This window comes from Entomomonas sp. E7T21 (genome assembly GCF_058693955.1).
On the sequence record NZ_CP191672.1, the window covers coordinates 760,639 to 782,084 of the forward strand.

A 21,446-nucleotide genomic window follows, 5' to 3' on the forward strand; every position below is an offset into this window, starting at 1 on the left:
AACCATTATATAATTTAAGAAACCAGTAGTAACTTGGTGTTACTACTGGTTTAAGCTACTAGTCTAGTTTGTTTTTGGCGGCTGATGGTAAATACAAAGAACGGTGAATTTGCTGTAAGCTTTCTTGGAAAAGCTGGTTACTTTTTTGTGTTTCACCACGTTGAGCTAAATAGCCTGCTAATTCAAGACAAGCTTCTGGAGAACGTTTGAGCTGTAAACTTTTCTCAAAATATTCTTGAGCTTTACCCCACAACTGAGCACGTTGACAAAGTTTACCAAGGGTTAAAAATAAAATAGCATCATCACTATGCGTATTTAACCAACGCTCTGCGCTACTAATTTGCTTACCTGTATCATTACCTTTGATTTGACCATATAAATAAACCAACTCAGAGCGATAGTCTTTATCAATACTTTTTTGTAAAAGTTTTTCTGCTTCGTGTTGATTACCCAATGAACAAAGTAATTGGATATAGGTTTCTAAAATATGCAGGTCATCTCTGGCATTATTAGGTAGACTATCCCATGCTTTTTTCAATTGTTCAGCAGCGATCACAGGCTGTTCTTTATTATTAGTAAAAGATTCTTTCAGTAATGAACCCCATACGTACTGTTCAAGTTTCGCGAGGGTATTTTCAGGCAATAACTTATGTTTAGCTAAAGCAGGCAATAATCTATTAATAGCCAGCCAGTTTTCTTGTTGTAAATAAATATCATAAACAAGTTTAATAACTAATGGATGGTTAGGTTTATCTTCATAAAGTTCATTGGCTACAGCTAATGCCTTATCATAATCTTGACGAGCTATTAATAAGCGACCAAAAGTTAAACCAATCGCTACTTTAGCTTTAGGTGCGTAATCACAAGCGGCTTCAATAAATGAGTTACTTTTCTCATAGTCACCTAACTCATTAGCTGCTTGAGCAGCACCTAGATAATGAGTAAGTGATTTTTGACGACCTTTGGTAGCGGCTTTTAGGTGTTTTAATGCAGCAGACCAATTACCTTCTGCTAACTCGCGCATACCTATTTCACCAAGTTTTTGTTTTCTTTCACTAGAGAATGGATTAATTTTACCGAATACTTCAAATAATATGCCTGTAAGAGTGAAGAGTAACCAAATAATGAAAATAATAAAACCAATCAGAGCAAAGGTTACCCAAAGGCTTGACTCATATTCAAAGCGGCTAAATTTGATAAATACATAACCTGCATCGATAGAAATAGCCACACCTAGTACAAGTGTACAAAGAACAACTATAACTAGTTTAACCATGAGGCGATTCATTGATTATTGCCTCCTGTTGATTGAGAGACTGCTTTTTTAGGTGCATTTAAGGAAATTTGTTCATCTAGATAATTGTTTACAAACTGTAAGGTATCTGTGATGTCAGGTACTTCAGTAATAATCGTTTTGTTTTTTAATTGTTCAATTTTATTAATGAGGGCTGATACCGCTGTAGTATCAACATCAAAATATTGTTCTAACAAATCTGCAACACGGGTAAGCTCACTCTTGTAGATTTCACTTTCACCATTAAGTGCTGCCCACTGTGCCTTTTCAATGGCGAGGTTTAAGGTCATTTTTAATTGTCCAAAACCTTGTGAAGTAAGTATAGGTAATACTTTGCTGTTGGCATTAAAATCTACACGAACATAATTAGATAATTTTCCTGCTAGCGCTTCCCAACGATTAGCTGGTTTTTCTTGGGAAGCATTTTGTTTTTGGAAAACGGGTTGTTTAACTTTTAATTCAGAGATTTGAGTTTGGATTGCAGCTAATTGAGAGTAAAGGTTAGCGCGATCAACTTGCTCTGCTTGCTGTAGTTTTAGAAGCGCTGTTTCAATGGCTTGATTAACTTTACTGGCCGCTTGGCTAAGATCGCCACGTAACTTAATGGTTTCATTAAGGTCTTCTAACAGTTTGCTAGCACCATTAATATCTGATGCTCTTAATCTAAAGAAGGCTTGTTTTAGTATTTGTTTAGCTTCAAACAACATCCACGTTTGGCTAGAGTCAGCATTTACTTTTGCAATTTGAGTAATTACATTCTGTTGTGATGCTTTAACCTTGGTGGTTTCTGCATCTAAATCCTTCAATTTGCTTTGCGTATCTGTCAGTTGATTTCTTAATGACGCTTCTTGTTGTTTAGTGTTTTCAGTAAATTGCTGGAGTGCTTGATCAACTTTTTGCTGTTGCTCTGCTAACTTAGCTGTTAGGTTAGTATTCTGCTCTGTGAGTAGATTATTTTGATTTTTGATTTGCCAATAGGTAAAACCAGCACCGCCACAACCTATAATTGCAATAACTAATGCTAAGCCAGCAATCATTGAACTATCAGCTTTAAGAGAAGTTGCATTTTGCGTTTTGTTTTTGGTTGAAGCTGCTTTGGGTGACTCAGATGGCTTACTGGTCGCCTTTGCTTTAGGATCATTAGCTTCAACGGATTCATTTTGTTGTGGGTCTGTTTGCTTGTTCACTGGTTTATCCTTCAATTATTCAGTATCAAGTAGAAGTATTTTATAACAATTATGGTGCTTGGTGGTTTTTTAATGCAGCTATTAATGCATCTATACTAGCACCATTACAATTAATAATTTGGCGAATACCCAAGTTTGTCGCTTGTTCTGCAACGCGCTGACTTGGAACAAAGACAGGCATTTGCACAAGTTTCTGCCAATTTTCTGTTACTAGTTGATGTAAATTATGTAGTGCTTGACCACTACTGATTACAATAGCATTGATATTCTTATGACTTAACTGCTGCCACAAGAATTCTTCTGTATAATTAGGTGCTTGGCGATGGTAAAGTTCCATTGTTTCTGTAGCAATGCCACTTAACTGTAGTTTTTCAGTGAGCCATTGACGACCTTCTTGACCTTTTATGATTAATACACGACATTGCGGATTTGCTAAACTTTCTTGAAAATCAGCTAGTTGCCATAATGCTTCACTATCATCGCCTAAGGTAGGGTAATGTACATTAAGGTTAGCCTCCAGCAATATTTCAGCAGTCGCTTTACCAACCGTAAACCATGTTTGTTGAATAGGCAGTTGTGGCCAGTAATAATCTAATCGTTCAAGAATTAGTTTAGCAGCGGGTTTACTAATAACAATAAGCGTTGTATATCGATCAAAGTCGAGTAACTGGCTACGTTGTGTAGCGGTTTCAGGTAAAGGTATTATTTCTAATAAAGGTAAACATTCAGAGATAATACCTAACTCTGCTAGATGATCAGCTTGTAGTTGGCAATCAGGTGCTGAGCGCGTTAATAATAAACGCCAGCTATTCATGGCTATTGTTCCTCACCATAAATAGCTTTTAAAATATCATTTGCTCCTAAACTGAGCAATGTTTCAGCAGTTTTTATACCTAGTTGTACTGCTTGACTAATTGGTGCTGAAAACTCAGCGGTTAAAACTTTTTGACCATCAGGTTGGGCTACAAGCCCTCTTAAATAGAGTTGATCGTTATTCAGTAATGCGTATCCAGCAATCGGAACTTGGCAGCCACCATTTAAATGTTTGTTCATGGCTCGCTCGGTAGTGACACAAAGGGCTGTTTGTTGGTGGTGAAGTGGTTTTAATAATTCATGTAGCTCAGTATCAGTAGTTCGTGCCTCAATGCCTACAGCACCTTGCCCAACAGCAGGTAAACTCATTTCTACAGGAATATAAGAACGAATTCTATTGGCTAGTTCAAGGCGTATTAAACCAGCAGCAGCCAAAATAATACCATCATATTCGTTAGCATCTAACTTAGCTAAACGAGTATTAACATTACCTCGTAAGAAATGGATTGTTAAATCAGGTCTGTAAGTCAGTAGTTGTGCTTGCCGTCTTAAACTTGAAGTACCAACAATAGCGCCTTTTGGTAATTCATCTATGGAGTTAAAATGATTGGATACAAAGGCATCACGAGGATCTTCTCGTTCACAAATACAATATAGGCCTAATCCCTCTGGGAAATCCATTGGAACGTCTTTCATCGAATGAACAGCTATATCAGCTTCGTTTTCTAATAAAGCTGTTTCAAGCTCTTTTACAAAGAGTCCTTTACCACCTATTTTGGCTAAAGGTGAATCCAATAACTTGTCACCTTTACTAACCATTGGTACAAGTTCTACATTAATATTAGGATGGAAGGCTTCTAAACGAGTCTTAACATATTCAGCTTGCCAAAGTGCAAGGGCACTTTTACGCGTGGCAATACGAATTGTTCTAGGCATATGATTATAAATCCAGTCAACTAAGCAAATAATACAATTATAGTTTCTATAATTATAAAAGCACTCACTTTAACTGATTTAATAGCTAGAATAAAGGTATTACATTATCAAGCAAGTGTATTTTGTTCAGGTAGTGCCCTTGTTCTACCACTGCTATCAATAGCAACGAATACAAAAACAGCTTCTGTTACTTTACGCCAATCATCTGTGATTAATCCCTCGCTCCATGCTTCTACACGAATTTGAATAGAGCTACGTCCTACTGACAGAGTTTCAGTATAAAATGAAAGTTGTGAGCCTACTGCAACAGGTACTAAAAAGGACATTTGGTCAATAGCAACAGTAGCTACTCGGCCTTTAGCAATTTTAGCCGCAACAGATGTTCCAGCAATATCCATTTGTGAAACAAGCCAGCCCCCATAAATATCACCAAAGCCATTGGTATTATAAGGAAGAGCAGTGATTTGCAATGCAATATCACCTTGGGGTAACAGGTAATCTGTTTCTTGTTTATTCATCTTATTTGTCCCCTTTATTTATTATTGACTGCCACTGTAAGTTATTAATTGGCCAAAGCCAATGTGTAATAATATCATCTTCTTTACTAAAGCCCATTTAAACTAAGTAAAGTTATATAGTTATTTAATATAATAATCAACTGTAAAGTATTTTAATTTGTTATATAAAACACTTAGTATCAATATTTGGCTAAAAGTTACTAGGGTTATTGATTATTCTCATGGTTTTTATATGATTTTATTGTCATAGTAGGAATTGGTATTTTATTTTTATATTTTAGCGTTCATTACTAGTTAGTGAACATCTTAAGGAGTTCTTATGTGCATCGGAATAGCGTTATATAATACAGATAATTTATCCGCTCAAGAAGCTTACACACTAGCACAATTATTTTTTCAAGTAGTAGGTCTTCCCGTAACAGATGCAGCTTATCGGTCTGATCATGCAGGATACAGTAATGTAACGGTATCTGATTTAGCACAGTTAATTGCAAGCGGTGAGGTGCAAGATTTTAGACTTTATCATAAGGATGGTAATAGCTTGCCGTGGGCCGCTTCATTCGGGCATGTAACAGATCAATATGGTGGTTTCTATCATATTGATATGCAGTATGCTGCTGATATACCTAAAGATAAACTACAAGAGTTTATAAAAGCTAGTGCAGAGATAGTTAATGCTGCTTATGGTATTGTTTATGTGCAAGATAATGTAGTAGATGCTTATGAGTATGTGCTTGATGAAGGGGTAGTTCCTATGCCTGTTTATGAAAAGCATTTTGTTTGGCGTGATGAGACCCCCGGTTTATTTAATGGGCCTGCTAGGTATAAAGATAATATGTTAAGAATGGTCTATCCTCATAATGTACTTAATCACAACCATTTAAATATTAATATTCAAGGTCAAAGTTTAGGCAATTTAATTGTTAGTAACCCTGCTTTGGGTGAATTAATGCCAGTTAATGAGGGGCAGTCTTTTATTTGGAGTGTTCCAGAAGAGAATTTAACTGAGATTAATACCCTTTTTGGTCAAGCAGGTGCATTAATTGCTTGGAAGTCTCAGTAATATAGAATAAATAGAAATAAATGCCTGTTGAGATTATATTGAGCTACTTGCCAAGTAATAACGTTTAACAATAAAGGCGGATTTTTTGTTTTAATTCCGCTTTTATTGTTAAATACTTACTAAGTTAAATAGGACAGGGAGCAAGTAACACATGCAAAAACTTTTTTATATATTGGCTACTGTGTTTTTTATGGCGACCAATGTGTTGGCTAATGATTGTCAAATAAAGCCCACCTTAAAAGAATATCAACCAATGGCTTCAGCCACCTTTCCAGTGACGACCTTTACAGGCATAGATATGAAAGTTGAACAGCCTGTCCGTGTTGGAGTCAATGATTCGCCTGTGTTTTTCTTTACTAATAAAAAGTTATTAACTTTTCGTTATTGGGATCATCTTTATGATGGTTTAAAAATTGATGATTTTTACCTTAAGTTATTTGGTGCGATCCCCATAGGTAATGACTCAACTATTATTGAGCAATACAGAAAAACGGATACAGTCAATTGTAATAATCCAGTAACAGAGATCAAACTTAATAATGATAATTTTAGGGCGTTTATGCACCTTGTTAAAAGTGATCGTGTTAATGTGTATTTGATCCCTATAGAGCAAAAGGGTTATTTGTATTCGCTCCAGTTTAGAGGTTATACATTGGACGAGGTTGGTCAAATTGTTTCCACTGTAAACAAATAAAAGGAGTTTGCTAATGGTATTAGATCACGAGACTGAGCAAGATATTAAAAAAATACTTGTTGCTTGGTATGGGCCTAAAGCTGCAAATTGGCCGATTAATGATGAAGTATTAAAGGCAGTGGCTGAAGTGTTAGAGGCTAGTGGGGAATGTAGTACATTATTTCGTTACGTGCCTAAAAGTCCGAATCCTGTTAGTGCTATGAAGTCAGTTACAGGCTCGGCCTTGGTTTATGTTAAAGATATTGTTAAGCGAGCGGCGTCAGATAAACAGCTTTATTATGCGACATGTGTTCGACAAAAAGGAATAGAGCGAGAGTCAGATGTACATAGGGCAGCTTTTGGTTATTAATTGCTTATGTTAACTTTTATGCTAATGATAAAAAATCTATTAAAAAAATAGTATTATAATAGAGATTCGATGTATCCATAAGGAATATCATATATGAAACGTTCTACCTTACTGCTAACAACCCTTTTGTTAAATTTATTAGTTATTGCAGGATGTTCTAGTAATAAGCAACCTGCTACTGATTTGCCAGAGCTTGAGCAAACAGGCCCTGTTTGGGGGGATGGTGTTGAAGCAAAAGAAGAGTATATGGATGTGGTAAGGGTTTCACCATCACAACCAACAGCGATGGGTGAGATTTATTATTCAGCTACTCCACCAGAGGGTACAGTGGTTGATAACCCTGCTTTTGCACAAGGTCGAATTAGTGTAACCATCTTTGATAGATATGGTAAAAAGATACCTGTGATTCAGTCAGGGGGAAATTATTATATTAAAGGTATTAAGGGGCAAAGTTATACCCTTTACTTTGAAAATATAAGTAATACAGGCTATGAGGTATTGGCAACAACGGATGGTGTAGACAGTATCACTGGTCATGAAGCACATTATAACAATGCAGGTTATATTCTGTTTCCAGGTAATACCATTACAGTTAGAGGCTTTCGTCAAACTAGGGATGAATACAAACCCTTTGTTTTCCATGAAAAAGATAGCCCTTATCTTTCAGGAGCTAATCAAGGATCCGCAGCTAATATTGGTGTGATAGGCTTTGCATTATTTGAACTAGCAACGCCAAAAATGGCTAAGGATGCTAAACCTAAAGCTTTTCCTGCACAGACAAATAAGTTTCGATTAGATAAATAAGTTAGAGGTTGTTATGCAGAAAGTGTTAGCAGTGATTTTGTGTCTTTTTGGGGGAGGTGCCTTAGTTGCGTGTTCTAGTGATGAAAAAGGAAATCCTTATAAGGAAACACATATAGTCAATGTTGTTCCTAATTATCAAATTGCGCCTGATGATAGTCCTATATTGAAAAAGCCAATTGATGAAATGACAGAGGAAGAACTTAAAGCACGTTATGGAGAGTTACAAAAGCAATCAGGATTAAGTGCTAGACAGCAAAAAGAGCTTAATATGATTGCTGAAAGGTTAAGGCAGATTTCAAAGAGATAAATGTTTAAAAAGGAATAGTTAAATGCTATTCCTTTTTAATTTATAGTGGGTAATTTAAAGAAAACTTGGGCACAAGTTGTTGTGTGAGTAGCTGTTTCTTGTAAGGTTTCTTGGCGGCAATGAGCGACAGTATTTAATACTTCAGGTAAAAAAGCAGGCTCATTACGGCGATCTTGTGGTTTAGTTTTTAATGTCCGTGGTAGTAAATAGGGACCATCTGTTTCAATCATTAAACGACCTGTTGGAATATCTTTAACCAAATGTTGTAAATGTTCACCACGACGTTCATCGCAAATCCAACCAGTAATACCAATATGTAAATCCATATCTAGGTATTGATAAAGTGCTTTTTTGTCACCCGTAAAACAATGAATAACCGCTGCTGGTAACTGATCTCTATATTGCTTGAGTATGGCAGTAAAACGATCATCAGCATCACGTTCATGCATAAAAACAGGTTTACCTAACTCAATAGCTAATGTTAATTGCTCTTCAAAAACACGTTCTTGAATAGGGCGAGGGCTAAAATCACGATTAAAATCTAAACCACATTCACCAACTGCTTTCACTGTAGGTTCTGTTAATAGTTGTTTTAATGTGGTTAGTGTTTCGCTGTGCCAATCTTTTGCATGGTGAGGATGAATACCTGCTGTACTAAATAGTTGTGTGGCGGTTTTATCATATTCTTGACAAAGCTGAAGAGCTTGTTCGCTTTCTTGTTCACTTGTGCCTGTAATAACCATTTGTAGCACGTCTGCTTGATAGGCACGCTCTAATACTTGGGGGAGATCTTTTTTAAAACTTTTATTGGTTAAATTAATACCAATATCAATCAGATAAGGTTGATTCATAGTTTACTCTTTTATTTGGCATAACCAGTGTAAATAACATCCTAATCCAGAAAAGATAGGATGATTACGATATTCTAGTTCCATTTCAATAAGGCTTGGTAGATCAGCCATTTTTTTGAACTCTAAAGGCATATAATCAGAAAACACACGAATACCACTTTTTTTAGCAATTTGCCAATCTATACTCATTGCTTCATTAAGTAATGTTGGATCGATAGGGTGTTGTGGTGTTAGGCTCTGTTTCTCACCAGCAAAATGTTGTTTTTTAATTTTTCGGAAGTTTCTTTTTAATAAGTTCCGATAAATTAAAGCATCTTTATTATAAAAGGCTAATGATAACCAACCATTTTTATGGGTTAGTTGCTTTAGGGTATTAAGAATACTTAAGGGATCAGCTAGCCACTCAAGTACAGCGTGACATATTACTAAGTCAAAAGGTTCTGCAAAGTCTAACTGTTGCCAAGGTTGTTCAATAAATTCTGCAGTTAGTCCAGCCTGTCTAAATTGTTCTTTTGCCCCTTCGAGCATTACTGACGAGGGTTCTGTCACAGTCACATGATGTCCTTGTTCAGCTAACCAAAGTGATATATGGCCAAGTCCTGCACCAATATCTAATATTCTAATAGGGGTATTAGGCAAAATAGAGTGTAAGTCAGCTTGTAGTACAGCTAAGCGTATAGCACCTTTGGTTCCACCATAAATTTTCTTAGCAAAATGGCTAGCTAATTCATCAAAGTAACGATCAGACATATTTGATTTAATTCAAGTCAATAGATTTTAATGGGGTATTTTAGATGGAACTTGCTATAATAATAAACTATTATTTCTCCTTATTTCTGCGAGCTATCATGTATAAGTTGATTCGCCCATTTATGTTCTCACTTGATCCAGAAACTGCTCATAATGTAGCTATTCAAGGTTTAAAATTACGAGGTAAACTAGGGTGTATTGATAGTGCACCGCATTTACCTGTTAATGTCATGGGGCTTAATTTTACTAATCCTGTGGGTTTAGCGGCAGGGCTTGATAAAAATGGTGAGGCAATTGATGGGTTAGCCTCTCAAGGGTTTGGTTTCATTGAGGTAGGGACAGTTACCCCACGACCACAACCAGGTAATCCAAAACCAAGGATATTTCGTTTAGTAGAAGCAGAAGCAATTATTAATCGTATGGGGTTTAATAATCAGGGCGTTGATCATTTAATAGCTAATGTTAAGGCAAAGAAATATAAAGGAATAGTGGGTATTAATATTGGCAAGAACTTTGATACACCTGTTGATGAAGCAGATAAAGACTATCTTATTTGTTTAGAAAAGGTCTATCCTTATGCCGATTATATTACCGTTAATTTAAGCTCACCTAATACTCCAGGACTTCGTACTTTACAGTTTGGGGATAGTTTAAAAAGATTATTAGAGCAATTAAAAACTCGTCAACAAGCATTACAGCAACAGCATAATCGCTATGTGCCTTTAGCGATAAAAATAGCACCTGATATGACAGAAGAAGAAACGGTGTTGGTAGCAAACTCTTTAGTAGAAGCAGGGATGGATGCTGTTATTGCTACTAATACAACTATTGCTCGAGAGGCAGTAAAACATCTGCCATATGGTAATGAAGCAGGTGGGCTTTCAGGTGCCCCTTTATTAGAAGCAAGTACCAAAACAGTGAAGTTGCTATCGGAGGCTTTACAAGGAAAACTCCCTATTATTGCAGCAGGTGGTATTACCACAGGTGCTCATGCTGTACAGAAGTTGCAAGCAGGTGCTAGCCTTGTACAGGTTTATACAGGTTTTATTTATCGTGGTAATGAGTTGATATATGAGTCAGTGAATGCCATTAAAGGGGCTGGGATTCTAACTAAAGGCTAATGTTTATAAGTTGCAGGCATTGTTAGGCAGGCATATGCTTAAAATAGGAATGAGAACGATTAATATCCTGATACAAGTCTATTGATGAAAATAACAAAATTTTCACTTCTTTTTTATCTAACTAATGTATCTTAATACAATATAAGGTTTTATATTGAAGATTGTGAATAAATCGATGGGAGTGTTTATGATGAAAAAAGCATTAGTAATAGCAACAGCATTATTAACGTTAGGCAGTACAGTAGCATTAGCAGAGCAAGGTGGGTTTACTGGACCATCTGGCGCTAGTCAGAAAGGTGGTTATACAGGGCCTAAAGCTACAGGTTCAGTGAAAACCGTTGCACAAGTTAAAGAAATGCGTGATGACACTAAAGTGACTTTACAAGGTAATATTGTTAAACATCTTGGCAAAGAAAAGTATACCTTTAAAGATAAAACAGGTGAAATTACTATTGAGATCGATGATGATGATTGGAGAGGTGTAACAGTTGGTCCAAATGATCTTGTTGAAATTTATGGTGAAGTAGATAAAGATTGGAATTCTGTTGAGATAGACGTAGATACTATTCGTAAAGTTAAATAGTATTAATAGTGTTTAGAAAGTAGGGTAACTAACTAAAATTAGTTGCCCTATTTTTTTGCTAATAAAAAAGGTAGGTTAATGATAAACATTAAACCTACCTAACAATTATCAATAACAGAGTGATTGTATTGATATGTTGAAACTATAAGTAGAGTTAGCTACTTATAGTGCATTAGTTAACTCAGGCACTAACTCAAATAAGTCACCCACTAAACCATAATCCGCTACTTGGAAGATAGGGGCTTCTTCGTCTTTGTTGATCGCTACAATAACTTTGGAGTCTTTCATGCCCGCTAGATGTTGGATAGCGCCTGAAATACCTACCGCTATGTAGAGTTCTGGAGCTACGATTTTACCTGTCTGGCCTACTTGGAGGTCGTTAGGTACATAGCCAGCATCTACCGCTGCTCGTGATGCACCTACCGCTGCGCCTAGTTTGTCTGCTAGGGCGTAAAGTAGTTGGAAGTTGTCGCCATTTTGTAGGCCACGACCACCTGATACAATTACTTTGGCTGCGGTTAGTTCTGGACGGTCTGATTTGGCTAGTTCTTCGTTGATAAAGCTGGATACGCCTGCGTCGGTTGCTTCGCTAATCGCTTCAATGGTCGCATTACCACCTTCAGCCGCTACTGCATCAAAACCTGTGGTACGCACAGTGATGACTTTGATGTTGGCGCTTGTTTGTACGGTGGCAATAGCATTGCCTGCGTAGATGGGGCGTTTGAAGGTGTCTGGGCTTTGTACGGCGATGATTTCTGAGATTTGGTCTACATCGAGTAGGGCTGCTACGCGTGGTAGGTAGTTTTTACCATCGGTTGTGGCTGGCGCTAGGATGTGGCTGTAGTTGTTGGCTAGGCCTAGAATAAGTTTGGCTACGTTTTCAGGTAGCATGTGGGCATAGGCTGCATTGTCTGCTAGTAAGACTTTGCTTATGCCTGGTACTTTTGCCGCCGCGTCAGCTACTGTTTGGGCATGTTGGCCTGCGACGAGGATGTGGATGTCTCCACCAATTGCTTGGGCTGCCGCTACGGTGTTGAGGGTGGCGGTATTTAATGTTGTGTTGTTGTGTTCTGCTATAACAAGGATTGTCATTAGATCACCTTCGCTTCGTTCTTTAGTTTGTCTACGAGTTCTGCTACTGAACTTACTTTGATACCTGCTTTACGGGCAGCAGGGGCTTCTACTTTTAGGGTGGTTACGGTGTTGTTGACGGTAATGCCTAGGTCAGCAGGGTTGGTAGTTTCTAATGGCTTTTTCTTGGCTTTCATGATGTTAGGGAGTGAAGCATAGCGTGGTTCGTTAAGACGTAGGTCGGTTGTTACTACGGCTGGTAGGGTTAGTGCTACGGTTTGTAGTCCACCATCAATTTCGCGAGTAAGGTTGATTTTGTCGCCCGCTACTTCTAGTTTGGAGGCAAAGGTACCTTGTGAGTAATTACCTAGGGCGGCTAACATTTGGCCTGTTTGGTTGTTGTCGGTATCGATGGCTTGTTTACCTAGGATAATGAGTTGTGGTTGTTCTTTGTCGACTACTGCTTTTAGTACTTTGGCTACGTTGAGGGAGCTTAGGTTGTCTTCGGCTTCTACGAGGATAGCGCGATCAACGCCTAATGCTAAGGCGGTACGAAGTTGTTCTTGTGCCGCTACTGGGCCTACTGATACGGCAACTACTTCGGTGGCTATGCCTTTTTCTTTTAAGCGAATTGCTTCTTCTACCGCAATTTCGCAAAAGGGGTTCATTGACATTTTGACATTAGCTAGGTCAACTCCCGTATTGTCTGCTTTAACACGGACTTTTACGTTGTAGTCAACCACTCGTTTAACTGCTACAAGAACCTTCATGGGTGTCCTCTTTCTCTTCTTCTGTGGGTGAAAATATTAAAAACAAGGTTTGGTATATCTTTTAAAAACCTTCGTTTTCTGCTTCTTTTACCATATTTCTGGCAATAACAATTTGTTGAATCTGGGTCGTTCCTTCGTAAATGCGAAATAACCGCACGTCACGATAAAAACGTTCAATACCATAATCTTTAATGTAACCAGCACCACCAAAAATTTGTACTGCGCGATCTGCTACTTTGCCACAGACTTCTGAGGCAAACATTTTGGCACAAGAGGCTTCAGTAATTACATTTTTACCTTCATCTTTTTTGCGTGCAGCATCTATTACCATACATTTAGCGGCATAAGCTTCTGCTTTACTTTCGGCAAGTAGTGTTTGAATCATTTGAAAGTCAGCAATACGTCTACCAAATTGTTTTCTTTCCATTGCGTAGCGTAATGCTTCTTTAAGAATTCTTTCAGTTACACCAACACAAGTAGCGGCAATATGTAAGCGACCTTTATCTAATACTTTCATCGCTGTTTTAAAGCCAATACCTTCTACACCACCAATAAGCTGTGAGGCGGGTACACGGCAATTTTCAAAGATAACATCTGCAGTATGAGCTCCTTGTTGGCCCATTTTTTTATCAGGTTTGCCAATAGTGAGTCCTGGCGTACCTCTTTCTACAATAAAAGCTGAAATGCCACCAGCTCCTTTGATTTCAGAGTTGGTACGAGCCATTACTGTATAGATGCCAGCATGAGGCGCATTGGTAATAAAGCGTTTAGTACCATTAAGAATATAATAATCGCCATCTTTAATAGCGGTAGTCTTTAATGAAGCAGCGTCTGAACCTGAGTCAGGTTCAGTAAGACAGAACGAGCCAATAATTTCACCTGATGCTAATTTTGGTAAATATTTTTCTTTTTGTTCTTCTGTACCATCAATTAAGATACCTTGTGCACCAATGCCATTATTGGTTCCTACTAATGAGCGGAATGCAGGAGAAGTGTGCCCTAAAGCAAAGGCTATTTGCACTTCTTCTTCCATAGTTACACCAAAGCCACCATATTGTTCGGGTAGAGCAAAGCCAAATAGCCCTAGCTCACGCATTTTTTGGATGACTGTTTCGGGGATTTCATCATTATCTGCTACTTCTTCTTCAATAGGCTGTAGCTCATTTTTAACAAAATTATTAATAGAGTCTAACAGGATATTGAGGGTTTCTTGATCTCTAATCATTATTTTCTCCTAATACTTGGTTTGTTATTATTGTATGGTGCCTTGTATATTACTAACCATATTGATTAAACGTGGTCCGATATCCGTTTCTATCTTTTCTTTAGGTAAATGAAAACTTGGGCCGCCGCAATTAAATACAATGAGTTCATTATTATCAATCATTGGCACAGCTACTGAGTTAACTTCACGATGCCAATCACCTAATGAAAGACAATAGCCATGATCCTTATATTCTTTAAAAGCTTGGTCTAATCCTTTTTGGATAGCAGGCCATTCTTCTTTATTGCGTGTTCGTAGATGATTTAGGATAAAATCTCGCTCGCTTTCAGGCATTGCTGCTAAACAAGCACGACCTACAGAACTGGCATGGATAGGTAAATAGCTACCAACTTGACGGCGCATGGTCAAATTAGCTTCACCATGTACCACATCTAAGTAAACCATTTGTAGTCTGTCTCTTGCTGCCATAGCAACAGCTGCCTTAGCATATTTAGCCATATCTTCCATTAAGGGTCTGGCGACACTTTTAATAGATAGGTTATTGAGTAATCTATAACCAAAGGCTAATACACCTACATCGAGTTGATATTTACTAGTATTTGGTAATTTTTTAAGATAGCCTAAACGGGTTAAGGTATGAGTTAAGCGTGAAACAGTTGGTTTTGGTAGCCCCGTTTTATGGGCGAGTTCTTGATTGCCTAAAGCAGTTTCTTTAGGACCAAAACACCTTAATAGCTCAAGTCCTCTAGCTAGTGCAGTAACAAACTGACGATCTTTAATTTCTTCATCAGCATTATTCATTGGATCTAGTAAACGGTGGTTGTTACTATCTAACTGCATTGGCTTGTTACTCCCGTTTTTGTTTTTATAGTCTTGCATGATAAACTGACTCTTTAATAAAAATCAATAGAAACAAAACTATATTTCGTATTGTGAAATATTTTGATATGTATAAGTCTTATAAAAATCCTATATTCTCTTATTATTCAATATCATATAAATAAAGTACAGTAATTTCATTTACTCATTAGTTTTCCTGAGATAGAATAAAATTGAAAACAAAATCATATTTCGCATAACAAAATAAATAAATTGAGTGGAGTTGTAAATATGGAAGCAGTGTCAGAACCGCTAGTATTAGTTGAATATCCTGCTGAACAAGTTGCTCTTGTTCGCCTGAACCGTCCACAAGCTAAAAATGCACTTAGTAATGATGTGAGAAAGCAATTAGCTGATGTTTTCCTTGATCTTAGCAACAATGCTGAAGTTAGAGCTATTGTTTTAACTGGTGGGGAAGAAGTATTTGCTGCTGGTGCAGATATTAAAGATATGACTACTGCTACGACAATTGCTATGTATAGTCGTCATACAGAATATTATTGGCAAGCTATTGCTAACTGTCCAAAACCTGTTATTGCAGCTGTAAATGGCTATGCATTGGGTGGTGGCTGTGAATTAGCTATGCATGCTGACATTATTATTGCAGGCGAATCTGCACGTTTTGGTCAGCCTGAAGTTAAAGTAGGTGTTATGCCAGGTGCTGGTGGTACTCAACGATTAATTCGTGCCATTGGTAAGTTCCAAGCAATGCGTATGATTCTCACTGGCTGTATGGTTAAAGCTCCTGAAGCGTTAAGTATGGGTTTAGTTAGTGAGATGGTAAGCAATGACCAAACTATCCCACGTGCGATTGAAATGGCGAAAGAAATTGCCAAAATGCCACCAATCGCTATTGCCCAAATTAAAGAAGTTGTTTTAGCAGGAATGGATTTACCTTTAGATGCAGCGCTTATGTTAGAACGTAAAGCATTCCAGATTCTTTTTAACTCTCAAGATCAAAAAGAAGGTGCTAATGCATTTGTTGAAAAACGTGCACCAAACTACAAAGGAGAATAAATAGTGGCTATTCAAACTATAACAAAAATGGGTATTATCGGCACAGGTGTTATGGGAGCTGGTATCGCTCAAATTGCTGCCCAAGCAGATATTGAAGTTCTTTTATTTGATGCGCGTGAAGGTGCTGCTCAAACAGCTAAAGAAGGTTTGATTAAGACTCTTAATAAGCTTGTTGAAAAAGGAAAAATTACAGAAGTAGCTGCACAACAAACTATTGATTGTTTAATTGTAATTAACAAAGTTGAAGAGCTTGCACCTTGTGATTTAGTCGTTGAAGCTATTGTTGAAAATTTAGATGTTAAACGCAACCTATTACAACAATTAGAAGGTATTGTGCGTCCAGAGGCGATTATTGCAAGTAATACTTCTTCGCTTTCAGTGAGTGCTATTGCTGCTGGTTTGAAAAATCCTGAGCGTGTAGCTGGTTTCCATTTCTTTAATCCTGTGCCATTAATGAAAGTGGTGGAAGTTATTCCTGGTATCAAAACAGATTTAACTGTTTGTGACACATTACAAGATCTTGCAGTAAAAATGGGCCATACAGGTGTTCGTGCTAAGGATACTCCAGGATTTATCGTTAACCATGCAGGTCGTGCTTATGGTACAGAGGCATTAAAAATCTTAGGTGAAGGTGTTGCCACCATTGGTGATATCGATCGTGTATTACGTGAAGGTGCAGGTTTCCGTATGGGACCTTTTGAGTTATTAGATTTAACCGCACTTGATGTATCACATCCTGCCATGGAGTCTATCTATAACCAATTCTACCAAGAACCACGTTATCGCCCACATCCATTAACTCGTCAAATGTTAGTGGCTGGTTTATTAGGTCGTAAAGTGGGAGAAGGTTTTTATCGTTATGAAAAAGGTGCTATGGTAAATCCAGCACAACCACAACCTGTACCATCAGTACAAACTATTCCAGCTGTTTGGCTAGGTGCAGAAAATGACGAAGACCGTGCTCAGTTAACTGGCTTAATTAATAAATTAGGCGGTACAGTAGAAAATGGAGCGCAACCTTCTGCTAATGCAATTTGTTTATTAGCACCATGGGGTGACGATGCAACTACAGCCTCATTGCGTTATAACGTAGATCCAGAGCGTACGGTATGTATTGATTTACTGTGTAATGTTGATAAACATCGTACTTTAATGGTAACACCTGTTACTAAGAGTGAAGTGCGTGATGCAGCGCATGCTTTATTTGCTAAAGATGAAGTGAGTGTAACAGTGATTCATGATAGCAACGGTTTTATCGTACAACGTATTTTAGCAGGTATTGTTAACTTAGCCTGTGATATTGCACAACAACAAATTGCTAGTGTGAAAGATATTGATTTAGCTGTGCGTTTAGGTCTTGGTTATCCAAACGGACCTTTAGCATGGGGTGATATTTTAGGTGCTAAGCGTGTACTTACTATTTTAGAGCGAATTAATGCTGCAACAGGTGATCCTCGTTATCGCCCAAGCCCTTGGCTACGTCGCAGAGCACTATTAGGCATTGCCGTTTGCCATGAAGAAACACCAATAAACCATTAATACAATAAATAATAGTGAGTGGGTAATATTTTTTACTCACTCCATCATTACAAATAAAAAATTAGGAGAAGAATAATGCTCAATGCTTATATTTATGAGGGACTACGTACACCATTTGGACGCCATGCAGGTGTATTATCTTCCATCCGTCCCGATGATCTCGTTGCAGGCGTTATGCAACAACTTATCGAAAGAAGTAAATTTAATGCAGAAGATATTGAAGATGTTATTTTAGGTTCTACCAACCAAGCTGGTGAAGATTCTCGTAACGTTGCACGTAATGCATTATTAGTAGCAGGTTTACCTTATACCGTTCCTGGTCAAACAGTTAACCGTCTTTGTGCCAGTGGTCTAGCAGCAATTATTGATGCCGCTCGTGCGATTACTTGTAACGAAGGTGCTTTATACTTAGCAGGTGGTGTTGAAAGCATGTCACGTGCTCCCTTTGTGATTCCTAAATCAGAATCAGCTTATAGTCGTGCTGCGGTTATCTATGATACAACCATTGGTTCACGTTTCCCTAATCCTCGTTTAGTGGCTAAGTATGGCAATGACAGTATGCCCGAAACAGGAGATAACGTAGCCAAAGAATTTGGTATCAGCCGCGAAGAAGCTGACAAATTTGCGGCTGCATCACAAGCTAAATATGAAGCAGCACGTCAAGCTGGTTTCTTTAAAGACGAAATCTGTCCTGTAGAAGTATCTACTGGTAAAAAAACACCACCAAAGATTGTCACTGAAGACGAACATCCACGTCCTAGCTCTGACTTTGAATCCTTATCAAAACTAAGATCATTATTTGAAGGTGGCGTAGTGACCGCAGGTAATGCGTCTGGTGTTAATGATGGAGCAGCGGCCTTATTGATTGGTAGCCAAGAAATGGGTGAACAACGTGGTGTAAAACCAATAGCCCGTATCTTATCAGCGGCGGCAGCTGGAGTAGAACCCCGTATTATGGGAGTTGGTCCAGTAGAAGCGGTTAAAAAGGCAGTAGCACGCGCTGGTTTAACATTAAATGACATGGACATTATTGAAATTAACGAAGCATTCGCTACCCAAGTATTATCTTGCTTAAAAGGACTAGGTGTAGCTTTAGATGATTCACGTGTTAATCCAAATGGTGGAGCTATTGCCTTAGGTCACCCACTGGGTGCATCTGGAGCACGTTTAGCATTAACAGTAGCAAGACAGTTACAGCGTACTGGTCAACGTTATGCAGTAATTAGTTTATGTATTGGTGTAGGTCAAGGTTTGGCTATGGTTATTGAGCGAGTTTAATATTTAATAAAAAACTAATAAGCATTACTTTTATTAAAAATAACAACAATTCATTTGAGAGGTAAATTATGGGAGCACTATCGCATATTCGTGTTCTTGATATGAGTAGAGTATTGGCTGGACCCTGGTGTAGCCAAACTTTATCTGATTTAGGTGCTGAGGTTATTAAAATCGAGCGCCCTGGTCGTGGTGATGATACTCGTGGATGGGGGCCTCCATTTTTACCTGATGATGAGGGTAATAGAACGTCTGAGTCTGCTTACTTCTTATCTACTAATCGTGGTAAGAAGTCAGTAGCTATCAACATTGCTTCTCCTGAAGGACAAGAATTAATTAGAGAGTTAGCCGCAGATGTTGATGTACTTATTGAGAATTATAAGCAAGGTGATCTAAAGAAATATGGTTTAGATTATGAGACGTTATCTAAAATTAATCCAGGTTTAGTGTATTGTTCTATTACTGGTTTTGGTCAGTATGGTACACGTGCTACTGAGCCAGGTTATGATTTTATGATTCAAGGTGCTTGTGGCTTTATGACTATTACTGGCGAACGTGCAGACTTGCCAGGAGGTGGGCCACAAAAATCAGGTATTGCTTTAGCTGATTTCGCTACAGGACTTTATTCAGCAGTTGCTATTCAAGCCGCATTATTAAGTCGTATGCAAACAGGTAAAGGCCAATATATTGATATGGCGCTGTTTGATACGATGATTGCATTATTGGCTAATCAAGAGATGAATTATTTTTCCTCTGGTGTAATACCCAGAAGTTTTGGTAATGCTTCAGCTAATATTGTGCCATACCAAGTATTTAAATCGAAAGATAGAGAGTTTATTATTGCTTGTGGTAATGATACTCAGTTTGCAGCACTTTGTAAGGCAATTGGTTTACCAGAGTTAGCAAATAATCCAAAGTTCACTACCAATGCTCAGCGTATTATTAATCGTGATGAGTTAATTGATGATATTTTTGCTAAGCATTTCCTAACCAAAACAACTGATGAGTGGGTTGCTATTATTAATGCTGCAAAAGTACCTGTTGGTCCTATTAATAATATTGAACAAGCACTTAATGAACCTCAGACTAAAGAACGTGACTTAGTGATTGAAATGGAACACCCATTTAATAAGAAACTAAAAATGGTGGGATGTCCTATTAAAATGTCTGGCACACCTATTGAGTATAAAATGGTGCCACCTTTATTAGGTCAACATACAGAAGAAGTATTAAAACAATATTTAAATCTTGCTGATGATCGTATTGCTGAACTTAAAGAAAAAGGCATTATTGGTCTAAAAAAAGATTAATTTAAATAAGGGAAACTCTAGTAGCATTTACAGTTACTAGAGCTCTTAGGGTATCAAGGATAAGGATGCCTATTTTATATAGAGTTAATGTATGAATAAGTTAGAAACACGTTTTACTCAAGTATTTGGGGTTGAGCATCCCATTATGCAAGGAGGAATGCAGTGGGCAGCTACAGCAGAGTTAGTGGCAGCTGTTGCTAATGCAGGTGGGCTTGGCACATTGTCAGCTTTAACACATCCTAATGCAGATGCTTTATATAAAGAAATTCAGCGTTGCCGCGAAATGACTGATAAACCCTTTGCAGTTAATTTAACGTTGTTACCTGCAGCTAGACCTATTCCCTATGATGAATATAGGGCAGCTATTATAGAAGCAGGTATTACTATTGTTGAAACTGCTGGTAATAATCCACAACAGCATATTGAAGCTTTTAAACAACATCACATAAAAGTAATTCATAAGTGTACGGCAGTACGCCACGCATTAAAAGCTGAGAAATTAGGGGTTGATGCAATCTCCATTGACGGTTTTGAATGTGCCGGTCATCCCGGTGAGGATGATATACCCAGCTTAATATTATTACCTTTAGCAGCTGATCAATTGCAAATACCCATCTTGGCATCTGGTGGTTTCGCTGATGGTCGAGGTTTGGTAGCTGCTTTGGCATTGGGGGCTGATGGTATAAATATGGGAACACGTTTTTTATGTACCCAAGAAAGTCCAATACATCAACGTATAAAAGAAACTATTGTACAAAATACGGAAAGAGATACTGATTTGATTTTGCGAACATTACGTAATACTACGCGTGTGGCTCGTAATATTGTTAGTCAGGAAGTTCGCCAGTTAGAGGCTTCTAAAAAAATTGCTTTTGAAGAAGTTGCACATTTAGTTTCTGGGCAAAGGGGCAAGCTTGTTTATGAGGAAGGTGATTCTGATAAAGGAGTTTGGTCAATTGGTATGGTTCAAGGCTTAATACATGATATTCCAACTTGTGAACAATTAATTACAAACATTGTGAGTGAAGCTGTAGTAAATATTAAGGAGCGTTTAGAGAAAATTATTCAATAACTTAACTTTTTATAATTT

23 protein-coding genes are annotated in these 21,446 nt (G+C 37.8%); 12 read left to right on the plus strand and 11 right to left on the minus strand.

Translation table 11 applies throughout. The features are described from left to right. Window positions 1-58: 58 nt before the first annotated feature. The 5 genes from ACQVD9_RS03665 to ACQVD9_RS03685 all read right to left on the minus strand — a co-directional run bounded on the left by ACQVD9_RS03665 (window position 59) and on the right by ACQVD9_RS03685 (window position 4,748). Window positions 59-1,288 (minus strand): heme biosynthesis HemY N-terminal domain-containing protein, encoded by a 1,230-nt coding sequence (locus ACQVD9_RS03665; protein ID WP_264747517.1) that lies wholly within the window; start codon window positions 1,286-1,288, stop codon window positions 59-61. Then, window positions 1,285-2,481: a uroporphyrinogen-III C-methyltransferase gene (locus tag ACQVD9_RS03670; RefSeq protein WP_264747518.1), complete on the minus strand. Its 1,197-nt coding sequence runs from the start codon at window positions 2,479-2,481 to the stop codon at window positions 1,285-1,287. The genes ACQVD9_RS03665 and ACQVD9_RS03670 overlap by 4 nt, the downstream gene beginning before the upstream one ends. A gap of 49 nt (window positions 2,482-2,530) precedes the next feature. Continuing rightward, window positions 2,531-3,295 carry a uroporphyrinogen-III synthase gene (locus ACQVD9_RS03675; protein ID WP_264747519.1) on the minus strand — a complete coding sequence of 255 codons (765 nt, stop codon included), beginning with the start codon at window positions 3,293-3,295 and terminating at the stop codon, window positions 2,531-2,533. A 2-nt stretch (window positions 3,296-3,297) separates the two neighbouring features. Continuing rightward, entirely contained in the window at window positions 3,298-4,230 is a 933-nt protein-coding gene (hemC, locus tag ACQVD9_RS03680; protein WP_264747520.1) for a hydroxymethylbilane synthase, read from the minus strand. 107 nt (window positions 4,231-4,337) lie between these two features. Next, the gene (locus ACQVD9_RS03685) at window positions 4,338-4,748 is read right to left on the minus strand and encodes an acyl-CoA thioesterase (RefSeq protein WP_264747521.1); all 411 of its coding nucleotides are present in this window, start codon (window positions 4,746-4,748) and stop codon (window positions 4,338-4,340) included. 319 nt (window positions 4,749-5,067) lie between these two features. On the opposite strand from ACQVD9_RS03685, the gene ACQVD9_RS03690 reads away from it, so the two are divergent. The 5 genes from ACQVD9_RS03690 to ACQVD9_RS03710 all read left to right on the plus strand — a co-directional run bounded on the left by ACQVD9_RS03690 (window position 5,068) and on the right by ACQVD9_RS03710 (window position 7,965). Continuing rightward, complete coding sequence (locus ACQVD9_RS03690) at window positions 5,068-5,811, plus strand: hypothetical protein (protein WP_264747522.1); 744 nt, start codon at window positions 5,068-5,070, stop codon at window positions 5,809-5,811. Between the two features lie 151 nt (window positions 5,812-5,962). Beyond that, window positions 5,963-6,505, plus strand: a complete 543-nt coding sequence (locus ACQVD9_RS03695; protein WP_264747523.1) for a hypothetical protein — start codon at window positions 5,963-5,965, stop codon at window positions 6,503-6,505. A gap of 13 nt (window positions 6,506-6,518) precedes the next feature. Then, window positions 6,519-6,854 carry a hypothetical protein gene (locus ACQVD9_RS03700; protein ID WP_264747524.1) on the plus strand — a complete coding sequence of 112 codons (336 nt, stop codon included), beginning with the start codon at window positions 6,519-6,521 and terminating at the stop codon, window positions 6,852-6,854. A 93-nt stretch (window positions 6,855-6,947) separates the two neighbouring features. Then, window positions 6,948-7,658 (plus strand): hypothetical protein, encoded by a 711-nt coding sequence (locus ACQVD9_RS03705; protein WP_264747525.1) that lies wholly within the window; start codon window positions 6,948-6,950, stop codon window positions 7,656-7,658. A gap of 13 nt (window positions 7,659-7,671) precedes the next feature. Further along, window positions 7,672-7,965: a hypothetical protein gene (locus ACQVD9_RS03710; RefSeq protein ID WP_264747526.1), complete on the plus strand. Its 294-nt coding sequence runs from the start codon at window positions 7,672-7,674 to the stop codon at window positions 7,963-7,965. Window positions 7,966-8,000: 35 nt separating this feature from the next. Here ACQVD9_RS03710 and ACQVD9_RS03715 read toward each other — a convergent pair whose 3' ends face one another. Together ACQVD9_RS03715 and ACQVD9_RS03720 are read right to left on the minus strand one after the other, a co-directional pair. After that, complete coding sequence (locus ACQVD9_RS03715; protein WP_264747527.1) at window positions 8,001-8,816, minus strand: TatD family hydrolase; 816 nt, start codon at window positions 8,814-8,816, stop codon at window positions 8,001-8,003. Window positions 8,817-8,819: 3 nt separating this feature from the next. Beyond that, the gene (locus ACQVD9_RS03720; protein WP_264747528.1) at window positions 8,820-9,566 is read right to left on the minus strand and encodes a methyltransferase domain-containing protein; all 747 of its coding nucleotides are present in this window, start codon (window positions 9,564-9,566) and stop codon (window positions 8,820-8,822) included. A 98-nt stretch (window positions 9,567-9,664) separates the two neighbouring features. Here ACQVD9_RS03720 and ACQVD9_RS03725 point away from each other — a divergent pair, with 98 nt between their 5' ends. Both ACQVD9_RS03725 and ACQVD9_RS03730 read left to right on the plus strand, forming a co-directional pair. Further along, window positions 9,665-10,687, plus strand: a complete 1,023-nt coding sequence (locus ACQVD9_RS03725; protein WP_264747529.1) for a quinone-dependent dihydroorotate dehydrogenase — start codon at window positions 9,665-9,667, stop codon at window positions 10,685-10,687. Window positions 10,688-10,874: 187 nt separating this feature from the next. Further along, entirely contained in the window at window positions 10,875-11,270 is a 396-nt protein-coding gene (locus ACQVD9_RS03730; RefSeq protein ID WP_319804747.1) for a YgiW/YdeI family stress tolerance OB fold protein, read from the plus strand. Window positions 11,271-11,432: 162 nt separating this feature from the next. Here the strand turns inward: ACQVD9_RS03730 and ACQVD9_RS03735 are convergent, their stop codons facing one another. The 4 genes from ACQVD9_RS03735 to ACQVD9_RS03750 all read right to left on the minus strand — a co-directional run bounded on the left by ACQVD9_RS03735 (window position 11,433) and on the right by ACQVD9_RS03750 (window position 15,176). Continuing rightward, a complete protein-coding gene (locus ACQVD9_RS03735) occupies window positions 11,433-12,362 on the minus strand; it encodes an electron transfer flavoprotein subunit alpha/FixB family protein (protein WP_264747530.1) in 930 nt (309 codons plus the stop codon). Beyond that, the gene (locus tag ACQVD9_RS03740) at window positions 12,362-13,111 is read right to left on the minus strand and encodes an electron transfer flavoprotein subunit beta/FixA family protein (RefSeq protein ID WP_264747531.1); all 750 of its coding nucleotides are present in this window, start codon (window positions 13,109-13,111) and stop codon (window positions 12,362-12,364) included. The genes ACQVD9_RS03735 and ACQVD9_RS03740 overlap by 1 nt, the downstream gene beginning before the upstream one ends. Before the next feature lie 61 nt (window positions 13,112-13,172). Further along, on the minus strand, window positions 13,173-14,336 hold the full coding sequence (locus tag ACQVD9_RS03745) for an acyl-CoA dehydrogenase family protein (RefSeq protein ID WP_264747532.1): 1,164 nt from the start codon (window positions 14,334-14,336) through the stop codon (window positions 13,173-13,175). 27 nt (window positions 14,337-14,363) lie between these two features. Further along, the gene (locus tag ACQVD9_RS03750) at window positions 14,364-15,176 is read right to left on the minus strand and encodes an IclR family transcriptional regulator (RefSeq protein ID WP_264747845.1); all 813 of its coding nucleotides are present in this window, start codon (window positions 15,174-15,176) and stop codon (window positions 14,364-14,366) included. A gap of 270 nt (window positions 15,177-15,446) precedes the next feature. Between ACQVD9_RS03750 and ACQVD9_RS03755 the strand changes: the two genes are divergently transcribed. The 5 genes from ACQVD9_RS03755 (at window position 15,447) to ACQVD9_RS03775 (ending at window position 21,428) form a co-directional block, all read left to right on the plus strand. Continuing rightward, the gene (locus ACQVD9_RS03755) at window positions 15,447-16,232 is read left to right on the plus strand and encodes an enoyl-CoA hydratase (protein WP_264747533.1); all 786 of its coding nucleotides are present in this window, start codon (window positions 15,447-15,449) and stop codon (window positions 16,230-16,232) included. Window positions 16,233-16,235: 3 nt separating this feature from the next. After that, a complete protein-coding gene (locus ACQVD9_RS03760) occupies window positions 16,236-17,771 on the plus strand; it encodes a 3-hydroxyacyl-CoA dehydrogenase (RefSeq protein ID WP_264747534.1) in 1,536 nt (511 codons plus the stop codon). A gap of 75 nt (window positions 17,772-17,846) precedes the next feature. After that, complete coding sequence (locus ACQVD9_RS03765) at window positions 17,847-19,049, plus strand: 3-oxoadipyl-CoA thiolase (RefSeq protein WP_264747535.1); 1,203 nt, start codon at window positions 17,847-17,849, stop codon at window positions 19,047-19,049. Between the two features lie 68 nt (window positions 19,050-19,117). Next, window positions 19,118-20,356 carry a CaiB/BaiF CoA transferase family protein gene (locus ACQVD9_RS03770; RefSeq protein WP_264747536.1) on the plus strand — a complete coding sequence of 413 codons (1,239 nt, stop codon included), beginning with the start codon at window positions 19,118-19,120 and terminating at the stop codon, window positions 20,354-20,356. A 91-nt stretch (window positions 20,357-20,447) separates the two neighbouring features. Further along, a complete protein-coding gene (locus tag ACQVD9_RS03775; RefSeq protein WP_264747537.1) occupies window positions 20,448-21,428 on the plus strand; it encodes an NAD(P)H-dependent flavin oxidoreductase in 981 nt (326 codons plus the stop codon). Window positions 21,429-21,446: the final 18 nt, after the last annotated feature.

Bases quoted from the DNA above. Each gene is read 5' to 3' on its own strand.
- ACQVD9_RS03675 (WP_264747519.1), bottom strand. From the start codon at position 3,295: ATGAATAGCTGGCGTTTATTATTAACGCGCTCAGCACCTGATTGCCAA.
- ACQVD9_RS03770 (WP_264747536.1), top strand. From the start codon at position 19,118: ATGGGAGCACTATCGCATATTCGTGTTCTTGATATGAGTAGAGTATTG.
- ACQVD9_RS03755 (WP_264747533.1), top strand. From the start codon at position 15,447: ATGGAAGCAGTGTCAGAACCGCTAGTATTAGTTGAATATCCTGCTGAA.
- ACQVD9_RS03705 (WP_264747525.1), top strand. From the start codon at position 6,948: ATGAAACGTTCTACCTTACTGCTAACAACCCTTTTGTTAAATTTATTA.
- ACQVD9_RS03725 (WP_264747529.1), top strand. From the start codon at position 9,665: ATGTATAAGTTGATTCGCCCATTTATGTTCTCACTTGATCCAGAAACT.
- ACQVD9_RS03750 (WP_264747845.1), bottom strand. From the start codon at position 15,176: ATGCAGTTAGATAGTAACAACCACCGTTTACTAGATCCAATGAATAAT.
- ACQVD9_RS03710 (WP_264747526.1), top strand. From the start codon at position 7,672: ATGCAGAAAGTGTTAGCAGTGATTTTGTGTCTTTTTGGGGGAGGTGCC.
- ACQVD9_RS03690 (WP_264747522.1), top strand. From the start codon at position 5,068: ATGTGCATCGGAATAGCGTTATATAATACAGATAATTTATCCGCTCAA.
- ACQVD9_RS03715 (WP_264747527.1), bottom strand. From the start codon at position 8,816: ATGAATCAACCTTATCTGATTGATATTGGTATTAATTTAACCAATAAA.
- ACQVD9_RS03775 (WP_264747537.1), top strand. From the start codon at position 20,448: ATGAATAAGTTAGAAACACGTTTTACTCAAGTATTTGGGGTTGAGCAT.
- ACQVD9_RS03730 (WP_319804747.1), top strand. From the start codon at position 10,875: ATGATGAAAAAAGCATTAGTAATAGCAACAGCATTATTAACGTTAGGC.
- ACQVD9_RS03765 (WP_264747535.1), top strand. From the start codon at position 17,847: ATGCTCAATGCTTATATTTATGAGGGACTACGTACACCATTTGGACGC.
- hemC (WP_264747520.1), bottom strand. From the start codon at position 4,230: ATGCCTAGAACAATTCGTATTGCCACGCGTAAAAGTGCCCTTGCACTT.
- ACQVD9_RS03665 (WP_264747517.1), bottom strand. From the start codon at position 1,288: ATGAATCGCCTCATGGTTAAACTAGTTATAGTTGTTCTTTGTACACTT.
- ACQVD9_RS03740 (WP_264747531.1), bottom strand. From the start codon at position 13,111: ATGAAGGTTCTTGTAGCAGTTAAACGAGTGGTTGACTACAACGTAAAA.
- ACQVD9_RS03745 (WP_264747532.1), bottom strand. From the start codon at position 14,336: ATGATTAGAGATCAAGAAACCCTCAATATCCTGTTAGACTCTATTAAT.
- ACQVD9_RS03700 (WP_264747524.1), top strand. From the start codon at position 6,519: ATGGTATTAGATCACGAGACTGAGCAAGATATTAAAAAAATACTTGTT.
- ACQVD9_RS03720 (WP_264747528.1), bottom strand. From the start codon at position 9,566: ATGTCTGATCGTTACTTTGATGAATTAGCTAGCCATTTTGCTAAGAAA.
- ACQVD9_RS03685 (WP_264747521.1), bottom strand. From the start codon at position 4,748: ATGAATAAACAAGAAACAGATTACCTGTTACCCCAAGGTGATATTGCA.
- ACQVD9_RS03735 (WP_264747530.1), bottom strand. From the start codon at position 12,362: ATGACAATCCTTGTTATAGCAGAACACAACAACACAACATTAAATACC.
- ACQVD9_RS03695 (WP_264747523.1), top strand. From the start codon at position 5,963: ATGCAAAAACTTTTTTATATATTGGCTACTGTGTTTTTTATGGCGACC.